Origin of the sequence: Spirillospora sp. NPDC029432 (assembly GCF_040703975.1) — a bacterium.
Taxonomy (GTDB): domain Bacteria; phylum Actinomycetota; class Actinomycetes; order Streptosporangiales; family Streptosporangiaceae; genus Spirillospora.
Map to the genome: position 1 here is coordinate 1 of NZ_JBEZWH010000106.1, position 18,112 is coordinate 18,112.

16 protein-coding genes and 1 pseudogene are annotated in these 18,112 nt (G+C 74.0%); 14 read left to right on the top strand and 3 right to left on the bottom strand.

What is annotated here, in order from left to right; all coding sequences use genetic code 11:
* Positions 1-94 precede the first annotated feature (94 nt).
* The 5 genes from AB0881_RS39700 to AB0881_RS39720 all read left to right on the top strand — a co-directional run bounded on the left by AB0881_RS39700 (position 95) and on the right by AB0881_RS39720 (position 5,489).
* The gene (locus AB0881_RS39700; RefSeq protein WP_366625806.1) at positions 95-1,675 is read left to right on the top strand and encodes a hypothetical protein; all 1,581 of its coding nucleotides are present in this window, start codon (positions 95-97) and stop codon (positions 1,673-1,675) included.
* 111 nt (positions 1,676-1,786) lie between these two features.
* Positions 1,787-2,455, top strand: coding sequence for a PASTA domain-containing protein (locus tag AB0881_RS39705; protein WP_366625808.1), 669 nt, complete (start codon positions 1,787-1,789; stop codon positions 2,453-2,455).
* A gap of 135 nt (positions 2,456-2,590) precedes the next feature.
* Positions 2,591-3,202 (top strand): malonic semialdehyde reductase, encoded by a 612-nt coding sequence (locus AB0881_RS39710; protein WP_366625810.1) that lies wholly within the window; start codon positions 2,591-2,593, stop codon positions 3,200-3,202.
* A 102-nt stretch (positions 3,203-3,304) separates the two neighbouring features.
* Positions 3,305-4,561, top strand: coding sequence for a multidrug effflux MFS transporter (locus tag AB0881_RS39715; RefSeq protein ID WP_366625811.1), 1,257 nt, complete (start codon positions 3,305-3,307; stop codon positions 4,559-4,561).
* A gap of 19 nt (positions 4,562-4,580) precedes the next feature.
* Positions 4,581-5,489, top strand: coding sequence for an LLM class flavin-dependent oxidoreductase (locus tag AB0881_RS39720; RefSeq protein ID WP_366625813.1), 909 nt, complete (start codon positions 4,581-4,583; stop codon positions 5,487-5,489).
* On the opposite strand, the gene AB0881_RS39725 is transcribed toward AB0881_RS39720, so the two are convergent.
* Positions 5,486-6,091, bottom strand: a complete 606-nt coding sequence (locus tag AB0881_RS39725; protein WP_366625815.1) for a TetR/AcrR family transcriptional regulator — start codon at positions 6,089-6,091, stop codon at positions 5,486-5,488. The genes AB0881_RS39720 and AB0881_RS39725 overlap by 4 nt on opposite strands.
* A 129-nt stretch (positions 6,092-6,220) precedes the next feature.
* Between AB0881_RS39725 and AB0881_RS39730 the strand changes: the two genes are divergently transcribed.
* The 4 genes from AB0881_RS39730 to AB0881_RS39745 all read left to right on the top strand — a co-directional run bounded on the left by AB0881_RS39730 (position 6,221) and on the right by AB0881_RS39745 (position 11,393).
* Positions 6,221-7,198 (top strand): phosphotriesterase-related protein, encoded by a 978-nt coding sequence (locus AB0881_RS39730; RefSeq protein WP_366625817.1) that lies wholly within the window; start codon positions 6,221-6,223, stop codon positions 7,196-7,198.
* 95 nt (positions 7,199-7,293) lie between these two features.
* Positions 7,294-8,412: a trypsin-like peptidase domain-containing protein gene (locus AB0881_RS39735; protein ID WP_366625819.1), complete on the top strand. Its 1,119-nt coding sequence runs from the start codon at positions 7,294-7,296 to the stop codon at positions 8,410-8,412.
* A gap of 44 nt (positions 8,413-8,456) precedes the next feature.
* Complete coding sequence (locus AB0881_RS39740; protein ID WP_366625821.1) at positions 8,457-10,733, top strand: FdhF/YdeP family oxidoreductase; 2,277 nt, start codon at positions 8,457-8,459, stop codon at positions 10,731-10,733.
* 9 nt (positions 10,734-10,742) lie between these two features.
* Complete coding sequence (locus AB0881_RS39745) at positions 10,743-11,393, top strand: DUF1707 domain-containing protein (RefSeq protein ID WP_366625823.1); 651 nt, start codon at positions 10,743-10,745, stop codon at positions 11,391-11,393.
* 4 nt (positions 11,394-11,397) lie between these two features.
* On the opposite strand, the gene AB0881_RS39750 is transcribed toward AB0881_RS39745, so the two are convergent.
* Both AB0881_RS39750 and AB0881_RS39755 read right to left on the bottom strand, forming a co-directional pair.
* Positions 11,398-12,789 carry an amidase gene (locus AB0881_RS39750; RefSeq protein ID WP_366625825.1) on the bottom strand — a complete coding sequence of 464 codons (1,392 nt, stop codon included), beginning with the start codon at positions 12,787-12,789 and terminating at the stop codon, positions 11,398-11,400.
* Between the two features lie 25 nt (positions 12,790-12,814).
* The gene (locus AB0881_RS39755; protein ID WP_366625833.1) at positions 12,815-13,726 is read right to left on the bottom strand and encodes a D-2-hydroxyacid dehydrogenase; all 912 of its coding nucleotides are present in this window, start codon (positions 13,724-13,726) and stop codon (positions 12,815-12,817) included.
* A 333-nt stretch (positions 13,727-14,059) separates the two neighbouring features.
* Between AB0881_RS39755 and AB0881_RS39760 the strand changes: the two genes are divergently transcribed.
* From AB0881_RS39760 to AB0881_RS39780, 5 genes and pseudogenes are all read left to right on the top strand, one after another.
* Complete coding sequence (locus AB0881_RS39760) at positions 14,060-14,542, top strand: DUF3830 family protein (RefSeq protein WP_366625835.1); 483 nt, start codon at positions 14,060-14,062, stop codon at positions 14,540-14,542.
* A 13-nt stretch (positions 14,543-14,555) separates the two neighbouring features.
* Positions 14,556-15,317 carry an Asp/Glu racemase gene (locus AB0881_RS39765; protein ID WP_366625827.1) on the top strand — a complete coding sequence of 254 codons (762 nt, stop codon included), beginning with the start codon at positions 14,556-14,558 and terminating at the stop codon, positions 15,315-15,317.
* Positions 15,318-15,424: 107 nt separating this feature from the next.
* Positions 15,425-16,228, top strand: a complete 804-nt coding sequence (locus tag AB0881_RS39770; protein ID WP_366625829.1) for a maleate cis-trans isomerase — start codon at positions 15,425-15,427, stop codon at positions 16,226-16,228.
* Between the two features lie 16 nt (positions 16,229-16,244).
* The gene (locus AB0881_RS39775; RefSeq protein ID WP_366625831.1) at positions 16,245-16,898 is read left to right on the top strand and encodes a GntR family transcriptional regulator; all 654 of its coding nucleotides are present in this window, start codon (positions 16,245-16,247) and stop codon (positions 16,896-16,898) included.
* A gap of 116 nt (positions 16,899-17,014) precedes the next feature.
* Positions 17,015-18,010 (top strand): annotated as a pseudogene (locus AB0881_RS39780) (aspartate aminotransferase family protein); the annotation flags it as partial.
* Between the last annotated feature and the right edge of the window lie 102 nt (positions 18,011-18,112).

An 18,112-nucleotide genomic window follows, 5' to 3' on the forward strand; every position in this document is an offset into this window, starting at 1 on the left:
CCGTCGGCCTTCTCCAGGCCGCCGATGCGGTGCTCCAGCCCCGGCGTGCCCGGGACCGCCCAGGGGCGGGCGAGGGTGTCGGGGTCGCGCTTGAATGTCCACCCTCAAGGGGCCCTCCCCCGTCGCCGAGCCGGAGATCTCCTACCGGCACTACCTGCTCTCGCAGGTGTGGTGGGACTGGTGGACGATCACGCGCACGGTCGTCCCGCGCGTCTGGACGGTCGCGTCCGGCGTCGTCGTCACGCTGACCCGCACGCTGCTCGGCGGGCTGTGGGGTTTCTTCGCCTTCCCGGTCTGGCTCGCGCTGTGCGCGGGCATCGCCGCGGCGGCGCTCCCCGCCGCCGTGATCGGGGCGGCCCTGACGATCCTGTACGGCGCCGTCGCCGCGGTCGGGCTCGCGGCGTGGCTGGCGTGCGTGCTCGTCCTGGCCGCCGTCGAGCGGCTCTTCATGGCGTACGGGCGGATCCTGCAGACCTGCCCGCATCCGTTCTGCTACGAGAAGATCGCCCTGCCGGTGTACGAGTGCCCCGGCTGCGGCGCCCGCCATCCACGCCTCACGCCCGGCCCGGCCGGGGCGTTCCGCCATGTCTGCCGGTGCGGGGCGCGGCTGCCGACGACGGTGTTCCTCGGCCGCTTCCGGCTCGCCGCGTACTGCCCGCACTGCACCGGCCGCCTTCCGGACCGGATCGGGCGGGTGCGGGTGGAACCGCTCCCGTTCGTGGGCGGTCCGGCGGCCGGGAAGACGACGTTCATGGTGCTCGGCATCCGCGCCCTGCACGCGCGCGCCCAGGCGCTCAAGGGGCGGCTGGCGTTCGTCGAGCAGCGGCACGCGCTGGCGTACGCGCGAGCGATCGGCGAGTTCCGGCGCGGCGGCCGGGCGACCAAGACGGGCCCGGAGCTGCCGCTGGCCACCATGGTGGACGTGGACCTGCCGGGGCGCGCGCGCCGCATCCTCTACATGTTCGACCCGGCGGGCGAGCACTACACGGGCGCGACCGAGGTGGAGTCCCTGCGCTACCTGGACCACGGCGAGGCGCTGCTGTTCGTCGTGGACCCGTTCGCGCTGCCGCAGGTCCACCGCGCGCTGACCGGGGAGGAGCGGCGGCACGTGGACCAGGCGGCGGCGCCGTCCGGCGAGGACCCGGCCGACACGCTGCAGCGCGTCCTGAACGGCCTGCGCTCGCGGCCGGACCGCGGCCGGCGGAAGCGGGTGGCGGTCGTGGTCACCAAGGTCGACCTGCTGGGCGGCACCGAGATCGGCCGTACCGCGGGCCGGGGCGACAAGGCGCTGCGCGGCTGGCTCGACGACGTGGGGCTCGGCAACACCGTCCGGGCGCTCGACCAGGCCGCCGGGCAGGTCCGCTACTTCGGCTCCGGGCTGGAGACTCCGCCCGACGACGTGGCCGACCTGCTCGGCTGGGTCTCGGGGCTGCCCGCCGACCGGCGGCAGGCGGCCACCCCGCCCGGCCACGATCTTCCCGGCACGGCGCCGCTCCGCGCCCCCTGGCCGGTCCGGGGACGCGGGGACGCCCGAGTTCCGGCGGGCTACCAGGCGGGCCGGTGGGCCGTGCTGGCGGGGCTGTCGGTGCTCACCGCCGCCACCGTGACGGCGGTGGCCGCCGCCGTGGCCGCGCGCTACCCGTTCCAGTTCCAGTACTGGAACCTGCCGTTCTGATGCCGTTCCGGCGGGGATCTCGAACTCTCACCCGCCGGCGGGCGTCCCAACGCGCAAGAGGGGGATACCGCAGGAGCGGACGGAACCCCGCCTGATGATCGGGGGCATCCGATGCCCGAGCACGAGGTACGACCCGGCACGCCCGAGACGCCCGACCCGGGCGAGACCGCGGCGGCGGAGGCGGCGGAGCGGGAGGGCTCCGGCTACGCCGAGATCTCCGTCCGCACCATGCTGCTGCTCGGCGGCGTCAGCACGGTCGTGGCCGTGGCCATCCTCGGCCTGACGCTGCTCGTGGGACCGGGCGGGAACGGCGGCGGCACCGCCGGGTCCCCGCCGCCGGACGCCTCCGTGCCGCGGGCGCCGGTGTCGGGTGCCGCGCAGGGCCCGCCGGTCGCCGTCCCGGCCGTCGCCGGGCTGGACGTCGCGGCGGCCGTCAACCGGCTCGCGGTGCGGCGGATCCCGCTGGGCGGCGTGATCCGCGTGCCGTCGTCGCGGAACGCGGGCCTGGTGGTGCGCAGCTACCCGCGCGGCGGGACGGTCGTCCAGGGCGGGGCGCCGGTCACGCTGTACGTGTCGGCGGGCATGGGCGGCTCGGTGGCCGGCGGCGAGGTCACCGTCCCGTACCTCGTGGGGCTGGACGAGCAGCGCGCCCGCGGCACCGCCGCGGCGCTGGGGCTGCGGGTCGCGGTCGAGGGATCGGGGGCGGCCGTCGCGGCGCAGCGGCCCGCGCCCGGCTCGGTCCTCCCCCGCGACGGGACGGTCACGCTCACCCTGCGCTGAGCCCCGCCACCCGGCCGGAATCCAGGCCGGGTGTGACGCACCCCACTCCCTGACACGGCAGATAACGTACCGTCATCGCGTTGCAGCGGTTGAAGCCCGACCCTTGGGCCTCAACCGCGACAGAAAGGTGACGAGATGGCCACGCCCGCGACCGAGAACGCCGGGATCCTGGACGAGGCGGCGCGGGACCTGCTGTTCCGCGAGGCCCGCACGGCGAACGCCTTCTCCGGCGAACCGGTCACGGACGAGCAGCTCAGAGCCGTCTACGATCTCGTCAAGTGGGGCCCGACCGCGATGAACGCGCAGCCGCTGCGGCTGCTCGCGGTGCGCTCCGGCGAGGCCCGGCGGCGGCTCCTGCCGCACATGGCCGAGGGCAACCGGGCCAAGACCGCCGCCGCCCCGCTGACCCTGATCGTCACCGCCGACGCCGACTTCCACGAGCACCTGCCGACCACGTTCCCGCACAAGCCGGGCGCGCGCGAGGCGCTGGCCGCCAGCCCCGGCCGCGAGCGGATGGCGCGGTTCAACGCCACGATCCAGCTCGGCTACCTCATCCTCGGCATCCGCGCGGCCGGGCTGGCCGCCGGGCCGATGACCGGGTTCGACGCCGAGGGCGTCAAGAAGGAGTTCCTCGGCGACACGAACCAGGAGGTCATCGCCGTCGTCAACGCCGGCCGCCCCGGCCCGGACGCCTTCTTCCCTCGCAACCCGCGCCTGGAGTACGACCAGGTCGTCACCACCCTCTGAACCTTCCTCTGAGACTTCCCCGCCCCCCGTCCCCCTCAGGCGCACCGCCGCGCGCTCGCCCGCGCGCGACGGTGCGCCCGGCCCGTTCACGGAGACCCCCACATGAGCCAGCCGGACACCGGCACCCGATCGGCACCCCCTGACACCTCCGCCGGGACCGAGTCCCTCCCCCGCAGGCTGTGGCTGATCGTCCTGCTCGGCGCGCTCGCCGCGATCGCGCCGATGACGACCGACATGTACCTGCCGGCGCTGCCCGAGATGCCGGCCGACCTGTCGACCGGCACGATGCAGATCCAGCTCACGCTGACCGCCAACGTGGTGGGGCTGGCCGCCGGCCAGGCGATCGCCGGGCCGCTGAGCGACACCTTCGGCCGCCGCCGCCCGCTGCTGATCGGGATGGCCGCGTTCGCGGTGGTGTCCCTGCTGTGCGTGTTCGCGCCGACGGTGGAGGCGCTGATCGCGCTGCGGCTGGTGCAGGGCGCCACCGGCGCGGCCGGGATCGTGATCGGCCGGGCCATCGTCCGGGACCGCTACGACGGCGTGGCCGCGGCCAAGTTCTTCGCGGCGCTGATGCTGGTGAACGGGCTGGCGCCGATCCTGGCGCCGGTCGTCGGCGGGCAGCTGCTCCGGGTCGTCCCGTGGCCCGGGGTGTTCGCCGTGCTCTCGGCGTTCGGCGCGCTGCTGCTCCTCGGCGTGCTGTTCGGGCTGCGCGAGACGCTGCCGCGGGACGCGCGCGCGACCGGCGGCGTCCGGGCGACGCTCGGCACGTTCCGCGGGCTGCTGGCCGACCGGGTCTTCCTCGGGTACGCGCTGACACTGGGGCTGTCGTTCGCCGCGATGTTCACCTACATCTCCGGCTCGTCGTTCGTACTCCAGGACATCTACGACATGTCCGCCCAGACCTACAGCCTGGTGTTCGGCGCGAACGCGGTCGGGATCGTGGTCGCCGGGCAGGTCAGCGGGCGGCTGGCGGGCCGGGTCCCGCTGGAGCGGATCCTGTACGCCGGGCTCGGGATCGCGACCGCGGGCGGCGCCGCGCTGGTCGCCGGCGCGCTGGCGGGCGGCGGGCTCGCAATCGTGCTGCCCGCGCTCTTCCTGGTGGTGGCCGCGCAGGGGCTGATCCTGCCCAACGCCACCGCGCTCGGCCTGTCCGGGCGGCCGCCCGGGGTGGCGGGCAGCGCGTCCGCCCTCCTCGGCGTCGCCCAGTTCGGGCTCGGCGGCGCCGCCGCCCCGCTCGCCGGGCTCGGCGGCTCGGGCACGGCGGTGCCGATGGCGGTCTCGATCGGCGCGCTGATGGTCGCCGCGGTCCTCGCGGCGGCGGTCATCGCCCGTCCGAGAAGGGTTGCTTCACAGGACTGACACGCCGTACGGTCGAAAGGTGATCGTCAGAATCGGCTTCATGCCCCCCGCCGCGCCGCCCGACCGGGACGACCTCACCGCCCTCGTCCTGGGCCTGGAACGCGAGGGGTTCGACTCGCTCTGGGTCTCCGAGCGCCCCACCGGGCCGACGGGCGACCCCGTCGTCACGCTGACGTACGCGGCGGCGCTGACCACCCGGATCAAGCTCGGCCCGGCGGTCATGGCGCTGCCCGGCCGGCCGCCCGCGCTGGTCGCGCAGGAGCTGGCCTCGCTCGACCGGCTGTCCGGCGGGCGGCTGCTGCCCGCGTTCGGGCTCGGCGTCCGGCACGCCGGCGACCAGCAGGCGTACGGGATCCGGCGGGAGGACCGCGCCCCCATGCTGGACGAGGCGCTGCCGCTGCTGCGCCGGTTCTGGGCCGGGGAGGAGGTCGTCCACCACGGCCGGTTCTACGGCTACGACGGCGTCCGGATCGACCCGCAGCCGGTCAAGGGCGGCTTCGACGTGTGGCTGGGCGGGGCGTCCGACGCCGAGCTGCGCCGTACCGGGCGGCTCTCGGACGGCTGGCTGGCCTCGTTCACCACGCCCGCCGAGGGCGAGCGCGGCCGGCTCGCGGTCCAGCGCGCCGCGGCCGAGGCCGGGCGGGAGGTCGAGGAGGAGCACTTCGGCGCGGTCGTCCCGTACCGGACCGGGCCCCTCACCCCCGAGCTGGAGAAGCGGATCATGGGCGCCGCCCGCCGGGTGCACGGCCCCGCCGCGCCCGACGACGTGGCCCCCGCGCTGGACGCCCTGGAGCCCCACCTCAAGCGGCTCGTCGAGGCCGGACTGTCGAAGTTCGTGCTGGTCCCGCTGGGCGGGCGGCCGGCGGACTGGGACGCCGAACTGGCGGCGGTGCGCGACGCCGTCCTGCACCTCCAGACCCGCCGCTAGGCGGGCCGGAGCGCGGCCAGCACGAACGCGGCGACCTCGGAGGCCAGCTCGGCGGCGGTCTTCGGGCCGTCCGCGCGGTACCAGTACGGCATCTGGTTCACCATGCCCAGGGCCACGATCGTGACCGTGTCGGCCGACGCGTCCGCCGCGAACGCCCCGTCCCGCTGGCCCTGCTCGATCAGCGACCGGAAGCGCACGTGGTAGCGGCGCCGGTCGGCCCGCACGGCGTGCATCCGGTCGTGGTCGAGCCGGTACATCTCCCGGGTGAAGACCTTGGCCTCGTCGATGTGGACGGCGGTGCTCTCGATCAGGCTGGTGATGACCGCCCGCACCGTCGCGGCGGGCGGCTCCCCGGCGGCCAGGATGCGGTCCAGGTCGGCGAGCTGGCGGCCGATCAGCGAGTGGTAGATCTCGTAGAGGAGATCGTCCTTGGAGTCGAAGTAGTGGTAGAGCGCGCCCTTGGTGACCTCGGCGGCCTCCACGACCTCCTGCACCGAGGTCCCCGCGAAGCCGCGCTCGGCGAACAGCCGCACGGCCGCGTCCAGGATCCGCCGCTCCACCGGGCTGCGCCGCACCTCGGCGGACCGCCCGCCAACCGCCATGCCGACCGCTCCTCCCTGACCGCCTGACCGCCGGGCCGGTCTCCCGCCGTACCCGGGCCATTGACGCGGGCCCGGCCCGGTCATAGCTTGCCAGAAAACCGACCGGTCGGTATGCCCCCAGGAGGCCCCATGCCCTCAGTCCAGACCGTCCGCGGCCCGGTCGACACCGCAGCCCTCGGCACCACCCTCATGCACGAGCACGTCTTCGTCCTGTCCACCGAGCACGTCGAGAACTACGGCGAGGGCGCCTGGTGGGACGAGGAGGAGCGGGTCGCGGACGCGGTCGGCAAGCTCCGCCAGCTGGTCGAGCGCGGAATCACCACGATCGCCGACCCCACCGTGTGGGGCCTCGGCCGCTACATCCCGCGCATCCAGCGGATCGCCGAGCAGGTGCCCGAGCTCAACATCATCGTCGCCACCGGGATCTACACCTACAACGACGTCCCGTTCCAGTTCCACTACCGCGGCCCCGGAACGCTCCTCGGCGGGCCCGAGCCGATGGTCGCCGACTTCACCCGCGACCTCACCGAGGGCATCGCCGGGACCGGCGTGCGCGCCGCGTTCCTCAAGTGCGCGGTGGACCACGGCGGCCTCACCCCCGGCGTCGACCGCGTCCTGCGGGCCGTCGCCGCCACCCACCGGGAGACCGGCGCGCCCATCACCGTCCACACCGAGAGTTCGGTGCACGCCGGGCGCGCCGTGGTCGAGGTGCTGGGCAAGGAGGGCGTCGACCTCACCAAGGTCGTGATCGGCCACGCCGGCGACAGCAACGACCGCGACTACCTCAAGGAGCTGGCCGACACCGGCGCGATCCTGGGCATGGACCGGTTCGGCCTGGACGTGATCAACTCGACCGCCGACCGCGTCAGCACCGTCGCCGCCCTGTGCGAGCAGGGCTACGCCGACCGGATGGTCCTCAGCCACGACGCCAGCTGCTACATGGACTGGTTCGGCCCCGACCCCGACACGCTGCGCGGCATGGCGCCCAACTGGAACTACCGCCACATCAGCGACGACGTCCTGCCCGCCCTGCGCGCGCTGGGCGTCACCGACGCGCAGCTCGACCAGATGCTCGTGGAGAATCCGCGGCGCTACTTCTCGGGCTGAAACGGCGGGTAGTTCCGAAACGGATGAACGGGGAAGATCGTTCATAGTGCGCGACCGTTGCGTCCCGGTACGGGAGCGGCCGGAGGAGGGCACAGGTGAACGAAGACCCCGAAGGGCGCGGATGCGGCGGCTGCCTGCTCGTCCTCGCCGTGCTCACCGCGCTGGTCGCCGTCCTGGCCGGCCGTTCCCTGCTGGACGGCCGGTCCGGCGAGGTCCGGTCGGCGCCGGAGAGCGCGTTACCGGCCCCGGCGCGGACGGTGCCGGCCGAGCCCAGCGGCCGCCGGCCCGGGGTGGTCAACATCGACACCGAGCAGGGGCTGCGCAGCACCCGCGCCGCCGGGACCGGGATCCTGCTGGACGCCTCGGGCCTGGTGCTGACCAACAACCACGTCATCCAGGGCGCGACCACGATCCGGGGGACGGTCACCGACAACGGGCGCCGCTTCCCCGCCGACGTCCTCGGGTACGACAAGTCCGGCGACATCGCGGTGATCAGGCTGCGCGGCGCCGCGCGGCTCAAGCCCGCCGTGTTCGGCGACTCCGGGCTCGTCCAGCTGGGCGACCCGGTCACCGCGGTCGGGAACGAGGGCGGCAAGGGCGGGCAGCCCAAGGTCGTCACCGGCCGGATCACCGCGCTGGACCAGCAGGTCACCGCCACCGACCAGAGCGACGGCAGCTCCGAGCGGCTCACCTCCATGATCGAGACGGACGCGCCGATCCGGCCCGGCGACTCCGGCGGCCCCCTCCTCAACACGTCCGGGCAGGTGATCGGCGTGAACACCGCCGCGTCCGCCGGGTTCACGATGGACCAGGGCGCCCACCGCGGGTACGCGATCCCGTCCAACCGGGCGCTGGCCGTCGCCCGCCAGATCCAGCAGGGCCGCGCCTCCGACACCGTCCACATCGGCCGCACGGCCATGCTCGGCGTCCAGGTCCGCTCGGTCGCCCGCACCCCCGGGCAGGGGACCCCGCCGCCCGCCGCGAGCGGGGCGCTGATCGCCGGGGTCCTGCCCGGCACCCCCGCCGAGGCCGCCGGCCTGCCCGAGGGCGCGGTGATCGTCGCGCTGGACGACCGGCCGGTGGACTCCCCCGGTACCCTCACCGGCCTCCTTTTGCGCCACCATCCCGGCGACACCGTGCGGCTCGGCTGGGTCGACACCGGCGGCCGCCGGTTCACCACGCCCGTCCGCCTGGCGGAAGGACCGCCCCAGTAGGCGTGCGACAGTGGAGGGGCACGACGAGCACGAGGATGTGAACGATGAGCCGCAGAGCCCCCCGGGACGACCACGACGACACCGGCCTCCGGGTCTCCGAGCCGAAGGAGTGGGCCGCCGGCGTGCCCGGGGTCGCGGCGGCGCTGAAGCAGTCGTACGACCAGATGGGCGTGAAGCGCACCGCGCTGACGCTGTTGCGCGTCAACCAGAAGCAGGGGTTCGACTGCCCCGGCTGCGCGTGGCCTGAGGGCGACAAGCGGCATGTGGCCGAGTTCTGCGAGAACGGCGCCAAGGCCGTCGCCGAGGAGGCCACCACCCGGCGGATCACCCGGGAGTTCTTCGCCCGGCACACGGTCGACGAGCTGAACGGGCTGAGCGACCACTGGCTGGGGCAGCAGGGCCGGCTGACCGAGCCGATGATCAAGCGTTCCGGTTCCGACCGCTACGAGCCGGTGTCCTGGGACGAGGCGTTCGCGCTGCTGGCGCAGGAGCTGGCCGGGCTGGACTCGCCGGACGAGGCCGTCTTCTACACCTCGGGCCGGACGAGCAACGAGGCCGCGTTCGCGTACCAGCTGTTCGTGCGGGCGTTCGGCACCAACAACCTGCCCGACTGCAGCAACATGTGCCACGAGTCGTCGGGGTCGGCGCTGACCGAGACGATCGGCGTCGGCAAGGGCTCGGTGCGCCTGGAGGACCTCCACCGCGCCGACCTGATCTTCGTGGTCGGGCAGAACCCGGGCACCAACCACCCGCGCATGCTGTCCGCGCTGGAGGAGGCCAAGAAGGCCGGCGCGCGGATCGTCGCGGTCAACCCGCTGCCCGAGGCCGGGCTGATGCGGTTCAAGAACCCGCAGCGTCCGGGCGGCGTCGCGGGGCGCGGCACGGCGCTGGCCGACCGGTTCCTCCAGATCCGGCTGAACGGCGACCTCGCGCTGTTCCAGGCGCTCAACCGGCTGCTGATCGACAAGGACGCGGTCGACCACGAGTTCCTGGACGGGCACACGGCGGGCTACGCGGCGTTCGAGGAGCACCTGCGGGGCCTGGACTGGGACGACGTGCTGGAGGCGACCGGCCTCGCCCGCGAGGAGATCGACGCCGTCCTGGCCGACGTGATCGGGTCCGAGCGGATCGTGGTGTGCTGGGCGATGGGCCTCACCCAGCACCGCAACTCGGTCCCCACGATCCGCGAGGTCGTGAACTTCCTGCTGCTGCGCGGCAACATCGGCCGTCCCGGCGCGGGCGTGTGTCCTGTGCGCGGGCACTCCAACGTGCAGGGCGACCGGACGATGGGGATCTACGAGAAGCCCCCGGCGGCGTTCCTGGACGCGCTGGGGAGGGAGTTCGGGTTCGAGCCGCCGCGCGAGCACGGGTACGATACCGTCGGCGCGATCCGCGCGATGCGCGACGGGAAGGCGAAGGTGTTCCTGGGGATGGGCGGCAACTTCGTCCGCGCCACCCCCGACTCGGAGGTGACCGAGGCGGCGATGCGGCGCTGCCGGCTGACCGCGCACGTGTCCACCAAGCTCAACCGCTCGCACGCGGTGACCGGCGAGCAGGCGCTGATCCTGCCGGCGCTGGGCCGTACCGAGCGGGACGAGCAGGCGTCCGGCCCGCAGTTCGTGTCGGTCGAGGACTCGATGGGCATGGTGCACGCCTCCCGGGGACGGCTCGCGCCCGCCTCGCCGGACCTCCTGTCGGAGGTCGCGATCGTGTGCCGGCTGGCCCGCGCGGCGCTGCCCGGCTCCACGGTGGACTGGGCGGCGATGGAGCGCGACTACGACGTCGTCCGCGACCACGTCTCGCGCGTGGTGCCGGGCTTCGAGCGCTACAACGAGCGGATCCGCGAGCCCGGCGGTTTCACGCTGCCGCACGCGCCGCGCGACGACCGCCGCTTCCCGACCGCCACCGGCAAGGCCAACCTGACCGTGAACGAGCTGGAGGTGCTGCGCGTACCGGAGGGGCGGCTGCTGCTGCAGACGGTGCGCAGCCACGACCAGTACAACACCACGATCTACGGGATGGACGACCGCTACCGGGGGATCAAGGCGGGGCGCCGCGTCGTCTTCGTCAACCCCGCGGACCTGGCGGAGCTGGGGCTGGCCGACGGCGCCACCGTCGACCTGGTCTCGGAGTGGTCCGACGGCCGCGAGCGCCGCGCGCCGGACTTCCGGATCGTGGCGTACCCGACGGCCCGGGGCTGCGCGGCCGCGTACTTCCCGGAGACGAACGTGCTGGTCCCGCTCGACAGCACCGCCGACATCAGCAACACCCCGACGTCCAAGTCGGTCGTGGTCCGCTTGGCCGGTGCCGGCCGGGATTAGGCTCAGACCATGACGAATCTGCCCGACCGCCAGGACTCCCCCAAGCCCCAGGAGATGCGGGCGTCCGACGCCGACCGCGACCAGGTCGCGCACGTGCTGCGCGAGGCGGCGGGCGAGGGGCGGCTGACGCTGGAGGAGCTGGACGAGCGGCTCAGCGCGGTGTACGCGGCCAAGACGTACGCCCAGCTGGCGCCGCTGACCCGCGACCTGCCCGCGCCGGGCAGCGTCTCCCCCGCGCCGTCGTACGCCCCGGCGTACGCGCCGGGCGGCACCGCGGACGCCCCCGCGTGGAAGACCGGCATCGCGGTCATGAGCGAGTTCCGGCGGCAGGGCGTGTGGTCGGTGCCCGAGAGGTTCACCGCGTTCGCGTTCTGGGGCGGCGGCAAGATCGACCTGCGCGAGGCGAGCTTCACGGCGGCCGAGGTGCGCATCCGCGCGTTCGCGATCATGGGCGGGATCGACATCATCGTCCCCGACGACATCTCGGTGCACGTCAAGGGCATCGGCATCATGGGCGGCTTCGAGCACCGCGCCAGCGGCCCCGGCGAGCCGGGGGCGCCGCGCGTCGTGATCTCCGGTTTCTCCTTCTGGGGCGGCGTCACGGCCAAGCGCAAGGCCCGCAAGCCGCGCAGGGAGCAGAAGCGCAAGGAGCTCGACTGACCGGTCAGCCCACCAGGGGCGGGCGGCGGGACTGCCAGGGGCGGGCCCGCTCGTACGCCAGGCAGGCGTCCAGCACCGCCGCGTCGGCGTGCCGGGGCCCGACGACCTGGAGTCCGGCCGGCAGGCCGGCGGCGGTGAGGCCGCACGGGACGCTCGCGGCGGGCTGCTGCGTCATGTTGAACGGGTAGGTGAACGGCGTCCACCCCGTCCAGCGCCCCCCGCCGGGCGACTCGCGGCCCGCCTCGAACGCCGGGATCGGCATCGTCGGGGTGAGCAGCAGGTCGTAGTCCTCGTGGAAGCGGCCCATCAGGCGGCCCAGCTCCATCCGGCGGGCGGTGGCGGTGAGGTAGTCGACGGCCGAGTACCGGGCGCCCTGCTCGCAGATCTCGCGCAGGCCCGGGTCCAGCCCGGCCCGCTGCTCCTCGGTGAGGTGCTCGACGACCTTGGCGGCGCCGGCGAACCACAGCACCTCGAACTCCTCCACCGGGTCGGCGAACCCCGGATCGACCTCCTCGACCTTGGCGCCCAGCTCGGCGAACGTCTCCACGGCCGCCGCGACCAGCGCCGCGATCTCCGGGTCCACGGAGGCGAAGCCGAGGGTGGGGCTGTACGCGACGCGCAGCCCCGCCACGTCGCCGGCCAGGCCCGCGAACGGGGCCGCGGGCGGCGCCAGGGCCGACCAGTCGCGGCTGTCGAAGCCGCAGACGGCGTCCATCAGCAGCGCCGCGTCCTCAACCGTCCAGGTCATCGGGCCGACGTGCGCGAGGGTGCCGAACGGGCTGGCCGGGAAGTGCGCGATCCGGCCGTAGGTCGGCTTGAGCGCGAAGATCCCGGTGAAGGCGGCGGGGATGCGCACCGAGCCGCCCGCGTCGGTGCCCAGCGCCAGCGGCCCCATCCCGGCCGCGACGGCGGCGGACGCGCCGCCGCTGGAGCCGCCCGGCGTGCGGGACGGGTCCCACGGGTTGCGGGTGACGCCGTACAGCGGGGAGTCGGTGACGCCCTTCCACGCGAACTCCGGGGTGGTCGTCTTGCCGATCGGCACCGCGCCGTGCTCGTGCAGGCGGGCGACCGAGGGCGCGTCGTCCGGCCACTCCTGGCCGGGGTCGATCGTCCGGGAGCCGCGCAGCGTGGGGCGGCCCCTGGTGAGCAGGACGTCCTTGATGGACACGGGCACGCCGTCCAGCAGGCCGGCCGGCTCGCCGCGCCGCCAGCGCTCCGCCGAGGCCCGCGCCGCCGCAAGCGACCATTCGGGATCGACCAGGCAGAACGCGTTGATCTCCGGGTCGTACCGGTGGATGCGCTCCAGGACGGCCTCGGTGACCTCCACCGGGGACAGCTCCCCGGTGCGGTAGGCCGCCAGCAGCTCGGTCGCGGAGAGGTCCGGCATCGCGGTCATCGCCACCCCCTCAGGGTGAGAAAGGTCAGGAACGGACGTAGCCGAGGCGCTTGTCGACGATGTTGAGCAGCGGCTCGCCGCGGACGCGGCGGCCGAGGTTGCCGGCGAACAGCCGGACCAGCTCCTCGCGCCAGCCGGCGACGTCGCCCGCCATGTGCGGGGACACGATGACGTTGGGCAGCTCCCACAGCGGGGACGGGGCCGGCAGCGGCTCGTCGACGAAGACGTCCAGCGCCGCGCCCGCGATCGTGCCCGCGCGCAGCGCCTCGACCAGGTCGTCCTCGACCACCAGGGGGCCGCGGCCGACGTTGACGAGCCGGGCCGTGGGCCGCATCGCGGCGAGCGCGGCCGCGTCGACCATGCCGCGGGTCCGGTCGGTGAGCGGGGCGGCCAGCACCACGTAGTCGGCCTCGGCGAGCGCCTCGCGCAGCCGCCCGTCGGGGAGCACCTCGCCGAGGTCGGGGTCGCCGGTGCGGGCCGTCCGGCCGATGCCGGTCACCCGCAGTCCCGCGGCGGCGAGCTTGCGGCCGATGGCGCGGCCGATCGGGCCGGTGCCGACGACCAGGGCGCGCGCGCCCGCGAGCCGCTCGGTCTCGCGGTGCCGCCAGGTGCCCTCGGCCTGGAGCCGCAGCGTGGTGTGCAGGTCCTTGGCGAAGCACAGCACCAGCCCGAGGACGTACTCGGCGATCGGCTCGTCGAAGATCCCTCGCGAGTTGGTGACGATGGTGTCACTCTCGACCAGCGCGGGGAACAGCAGCCGGTCCACTCCGGCGCTGGCGATGTGCACCCAGGAGGGGCCGCCTTCGGCCGGCCAGGCGCCGGCGAGCGCCTCGGACCAGAAGTCGTACACGAACAGCACGTCGGCGCCGGGCAGCGCGCCCGCGAGGCCGTCCTCGCGCACGTGGCGGACCTTGGCGATCCGCTCCACCGCGTCCATTCCCGGCGGATCGGCATCGCCGCGCAGGACCACCACTTCGGGCGTTCCTGCGGGTGGCTGCGGTACGCGCTCCAACGGGCCTCGCTTTCCGCGCGGTCATTTAACCGACGCGCAACGTGTGGGGGCATTGACACGCTAGGAACCCCTCGTAGGATTGTCAACAATCAGCGCGGGCATGAAACAGCCAGGTGGCCGCACTGATCGTGCTGCAAGACCGTCGCAACCGTTCCACAGGCCAGGGCGGATCCCAAGGCGCTCTAATCGGAAGAGTCCTCTCGGGTGGGCGACGCGTCGCTTACCCCTGTGCCCGGGGAGGCCGGCATGCCCAAGCTCATGACGATCACACTGGAGCGCCGCGGCGTCTCCTGCGTCGCCGAGCTGCTCGAGAAAGACGCCCCCAGGACCTGCGAGGCCGTCTGGGAGGCGCTGCCCCAGGGCGGCGACGCGTACCACGCGAAGTACGCCCGCAACGAGGTCTACACGATGGTCGAGCGGTTCGCCGCCGAGGAGGTGGGGCTGGAGAACCCGACCGTGACCCCCATCCCCGGCGACGTCGTCTACTTCTCCTTCCCCGGCGGGATGCTCGACCGGGGCTTCAAGGAGGAGAAGGGCATCGACGCGCTGCCCGGCGTGATCGACCTGGCCATCTTCTACGGGCGCAACAACCTGCTGCTCAACGGGGACGTGGGCTGGGTGCCCGGCAACGTCTACGCCACGATCGTCGAGGGGCTCGACCAGATGGCCGAGGCCTGCAACGACGTCTGGCGCTCGGGCGGCGTGGGCGAGCGCCTGGTGTACCGCCGGCACGGCGGCTGAACGGCGGCCTGGAATGGCATTCGACCCTCAGCTGATCGTCGGTCCGGAGCTGACGGCCCAGCACGGCATCGGCGTGGTCGCGCCGTTCGACTTCGCCCTCGACCGCGAGCTGTGGCGCTGGACGCCCGACGACGTGTCGCTGTTCATGACCCGGCTGCCGTACGTCCCCGTCCCGGTGACGGTCGAGATGGCCTCCGCGCTGGCGGACCACTCGATCGTCCGCCAGGCGACCCGCGACGTGCTCGCCCCCGAGCCGCTGGCGGTCGCGTACGCGTGCACCTCCGGCAGCTTCATCGGGGGCGCGCGCGGCGAGCGGGAGCTCAGCCAGGCCATGCTCCGCGCGGGGGCGCCCGCGGCCACGACGAGCTCCGGCGCGCTGGTGGAGTCCCTGGCGCTGCTCGGCATCACCCGGATCGCGGTGGTCACGCCGTACATCGACAGCGTGACCGACCGGCTGGTGTCGTTCCTCGGCGCGCACGGCGTCGGCGTCGTGGCGTCGGTCGGGATGGGCCTGCTCAACCACATCTGGAAGGTCGGGTACGGCGAGGTGGTCAACGCCGTCTCGGCCGTCGACAGCCCGGAGGCCGAGGCGGTCTTCATCAGCTGCACGAACGTGCCGACGTACGACATCATCGCCCCGCTGGAACGGATGCTGGGCAAGCCCGTGCTCACCGCGAACCAGGTCACCATGTGCTCGGCGCTGCGCGCGATGGGCTGCCAGGCGGCCGGGGAGGGCCAGTGGCTCGTCCAGCTCGGCCGCGCCGACGCCGCCTGAAGGGGCCGGGGCGGCCGTCACCGAAGGGGCGACAAAATCAGCACTGGTAAGATTGTAAACAATCTGCCAATGCGCATTCGTATCGGATCATCGGAACGGAGGGCCGGATGGCGGCCAGCGTGGGATTCCTGTACCCCGGTTTCAGCGCCGAGGACGACTATCCGGTCATCGAGCGGATCCTCGGCGACGTGCGGCTTCCGGTCGTCCACACCCTCATGCGCGAGGACGCGCACCGGGTGGACGCGCTGCTGGACGTCGGCGGCGCCGACGTCCTGGCCGAAGGCGCCCGCACGCTGCGGGAGCTGGAGGTGGCCGCGGCCGTGTGGGCCTGCACCAGCGGGAGCTTCGTCTTCGGCTGGGACGGCGCCGCCGACCAGGTCGCCGGGGTGCGGGAGGCCGCGGGCGCGCCCGCGTCGAGCACGTCGTTCGCGTTCGTCAACGCGGCCCGCCACCTCGGCCTGCGCCGGGTGGCGGTCGCGGCGACGTACCCGGCCGACGTGGCCGGGCGCTTCGTGGCGTTCCTCGGCGCGGCCGGCATCGAGGTGGTCGCGCTGACCTCCCGCGGCATCATCACCGCGGCCGAGGTCGGCACGCTCGGCCGCGCCGACGTCCTGGACTTCGTGGCGGCCAACGACCACCCCGAGGCGGAGGGCGTCCTGGTCCCCGACACCGCCCTGCACACGGTGGCGTGGCTGGACGACCTGGAGGCGCGGCTCGGCAAGCCCGTCCTCACCGCCAACCAGGTGAGCGTGTGGGAGGGCCTGCGGCTGGCGGCGGCGAGCGGTGACGGAGCCGCTTCCGCGCTGCGCCCGCGCGCGGGCCTGGGCACGCTGTTCGCCACCGGGCCGGCCGGGGACTCCTGGGATCACGCCGCCGTGCCGGTGCCGGGTGCGCGCCATCGCACGCTATGAGAGAGGGGCCCTCGATATGGGCCGGTTGGGTGAGCTGGAACCCGTCCCCCGCAAGTCCACCGTGGAGATCGTCTACGACGAGCTCCGTTCCGCGATCATGTACGGCTCGCTGGCCCCCGGCGAGCAGCTGGGCGAGGCCGAGCTGGCCGGCCGGCTCGGCATCAGCCGGGGCCCGCTGCGCGAGGCGATGCAGCGGCTCGTCCAGGAGGGCCTGCTGCACAGCGAGCCACACCGCGGGCTGTTCGTGATCACCCTGGACCAGGGCGACGTCGAGGACGTCTACCGGGCCCGGCTGGCGATCGAGCGGGCCGCCTGCGCGCTGGTCATGGAGCGCAACCGCGGCGAGGCCGTGGCCCGGCTCACCGAGGCGCTGGAGCGCCTGGTCGAGGCCGCGCGGCAGCGCGACCGGGTCGCGATGAGCGACGCCGACCAGGCGTTCCACGAGGTGCTGGTCAGCTCCTCGGGCAGCCCCCGGCTCGAGCGGATGGCGCAGACGCTCCTGGTCGAGACGCGGATGTGCCTGAACGCCCTCCAGGAGACCTACCCCGAGCCGGAGGAGCTGGTCGAGGAGCACCGCCGCCTCGTCGACGCCATCTCCGACGGCGAGGAGGAGCGGCTGCTCGTGCTCATCGAGGAGCACATGACCGACTCCATCGAACGCCTCCGCTGACTCTTCCCCCCGCGGGACTGGACAGCACGCCCCCGGGCGTGCTGTCATGGCAGTAGATTGTCGACAATCCTACGAACGCAGCCCACGAGGCAGTGGAAGATCCAGAGGAGGCCGGAATGGCGCAGCTGTCCCCCGTGCTCAAGCAGGCCACTCCCGTGCTGGCGGAGCGCGGCGAGGGCGTGTACCTCTACGACGGCGACGGCCGCCGCCATCTCGACTTCACCGCGGGGATCGGCGTCACCTCCACCGGGCACTGCCACCCGCGCGTGGTGGAGGCGGCGCGGCGGCAGGTCGGCACGCTCATCCACGGCCAGTACACGACCGTGATGCACCGGCCGCTGCTCGACCTCACCGAGCGGCTCGGCGAGGTCCTGCCCGAGGGCGTCGACTCGCTGTTCTACATGAACAGCGGCAGCGAGGCCGTGGAGGCCGCCGTCCGGCTCGCCCGGCACGCCACCGGCCGGCAGAACGTCGTCGTCTTCCACGGCGGCTTCCACGGCCGCACCATGGGCGCCGCCGCGCTCACCACGGCGGGCACCAAGTTCCGCGCGGGCGTCGGCCCGCTGATGCCCGGCGCGGTCGTCGCGCCGTTCCCGCAGGCCTACCGGTACGGCTGGAGCGAGGCGGAGGCGACCCGGTTCGCGCTGCGCGAGCTCGACTACGTGCTCGCCACCACCGGGCCCGTCCAGGACACCGCCGCGTTCCTGGTGGAGCCGGTGCTCGGCGAGGGCGGCTACATCCCGGCCCCGCCCGCGTTCCTGGCGGGGCTGCGCGAGCGCGCCGACCGGCACGGGATCCTGCTGATCCTCGACGAGGTGCAGACGGGCTTCGGCCGCACCGGCCGGTTCTGGGGCCACGACCACGCCGGGATCGCGCCCGATGTCGTCATCACCGCCAAGGGCCTGGCCAGCGGCTTCCCGCTGTCGGCGATCGCCGCCCGGCCGGCGCTGATGGAGCGGGCGTGGCCGGGCTCGCAGGGCGGCACGTACGGCGGCAACGCGGTCGCCTGCGCCGCCGCGCTCGCCACCCTGGACGTCATCCGGGACGAGGGCCTGGTCGAGAACGCCGCCGAGACGGGCGCCCGGCTCCAGGAGGGCCTGCGCAAGGTCGCCGCCGACCGGTGACGCTCATGTTCAACCTGTCCAGGGTCCGCCTTTCCGCCTTGGCCGCCGGTGCTCTGACGGCATGCCTGGCGACCGCGTGCGGCGCGCCCG

Bases quoted from the DNA above. Each gene is read 5' to 3' on its own strand.
- AB0881_RS39725 (WP_366625815.1), bottom strand. From the start codon at position 6,091: ATGGCGGTTGGCGGGCGGTCCGCCGAGGTGCGGCGCAGCCCGGTGGAG.
- AB0881_RS39755 (WP_366625833.1), bottom strand. From the start codon at position 13,726: ATGGACGCGGTGGAGCGGATCGCCAAGGTCCGCCACGTGCGCGAGGAC.
- AB0881_RS39710 (WP_366625810.1), top strand. From the start codon at position 2,591: ATGGCCACGCCCGCGACCGAGAACGCCGGGATCCTGGACGAGGCGGCG.
- AB0881_RS39765 (WP_366625827.1), top strand. From the start codon at position 14,556: ATGGCATTCGACCCTCAGCTGATCGTCGGTCCGGAGCTGACGGCCCAG.
- AB0881_RS39715 (WP_366625811.1), top strand. From the start codon at position 3,305: ATGAGCCAGCCGGACACCGGCACCCGATCGGCACCCCCTGACACCTCC.
- AB0881_RS39700 (WP_366625806.1), top strand. From the start codon at position 95: ATGTCCACCCTCAAGGGGCCCTCCCCCGTCGCCGAGCCGGAGATCTCC.
- AB0881_RS39750 (WP_366625825.1), bottom strand. From the start codon at position 12,789: ATGACCGCGATGCCGGACCTCTCCGCGACCGAGCTGCTGGCGGCCTAC.
- AB0881_RS39760 (WP_366625835.1), top strand. From the start codon at position 14,060: ATGACGATCACACTGGAGCGCCGCGGCGTCTCCTGCGTCGCCGAGCTG.
- AB0881_RS39775 (WP_366625831.1), top strand. From the start codon at position 16,245: ATGGGCCGGTTGGGTGAGCTGGAACCCGTCCCCCGCAAGTCCACCGTG.
- AB0881_RS39770 (WP_366625829.1), top strand. From the start codon at position 15,425: ATGGCGGCCAGCGTGGGATTCCTGTACCCCGGTTTCAGCGCCGAGGAC.
- AB0881_RS39745 (WP_366625823.1), top strand. From the start codon at position 10,743: ATGACGAATCTGCCCGACCGCCAGGACTCCCCCAAGCCCCAGGAGATG.
- AB0881_RS39740 (WP_366625821.1), top strand. From the start codon at position 8,457: ATGAGCCGCAGAGCCCCCCGGGACGACCACGACGACACCGGCCTCCGG.
- AB0881_RS39730 (WP_366625817.1), top strand. From the start codon at position 6,221: ATGCCCTCAGTCCAGACCGTCCGCGGCCCGGTCGACACCGCAGCCCTC.
- AB0881_RS39705 (WP_366625808.1), top strand. From the start codon at position 1,787: ATGCCCGAGCACGAGGTACGACCCGGCACGCCCGAGACGCCCGACCCG.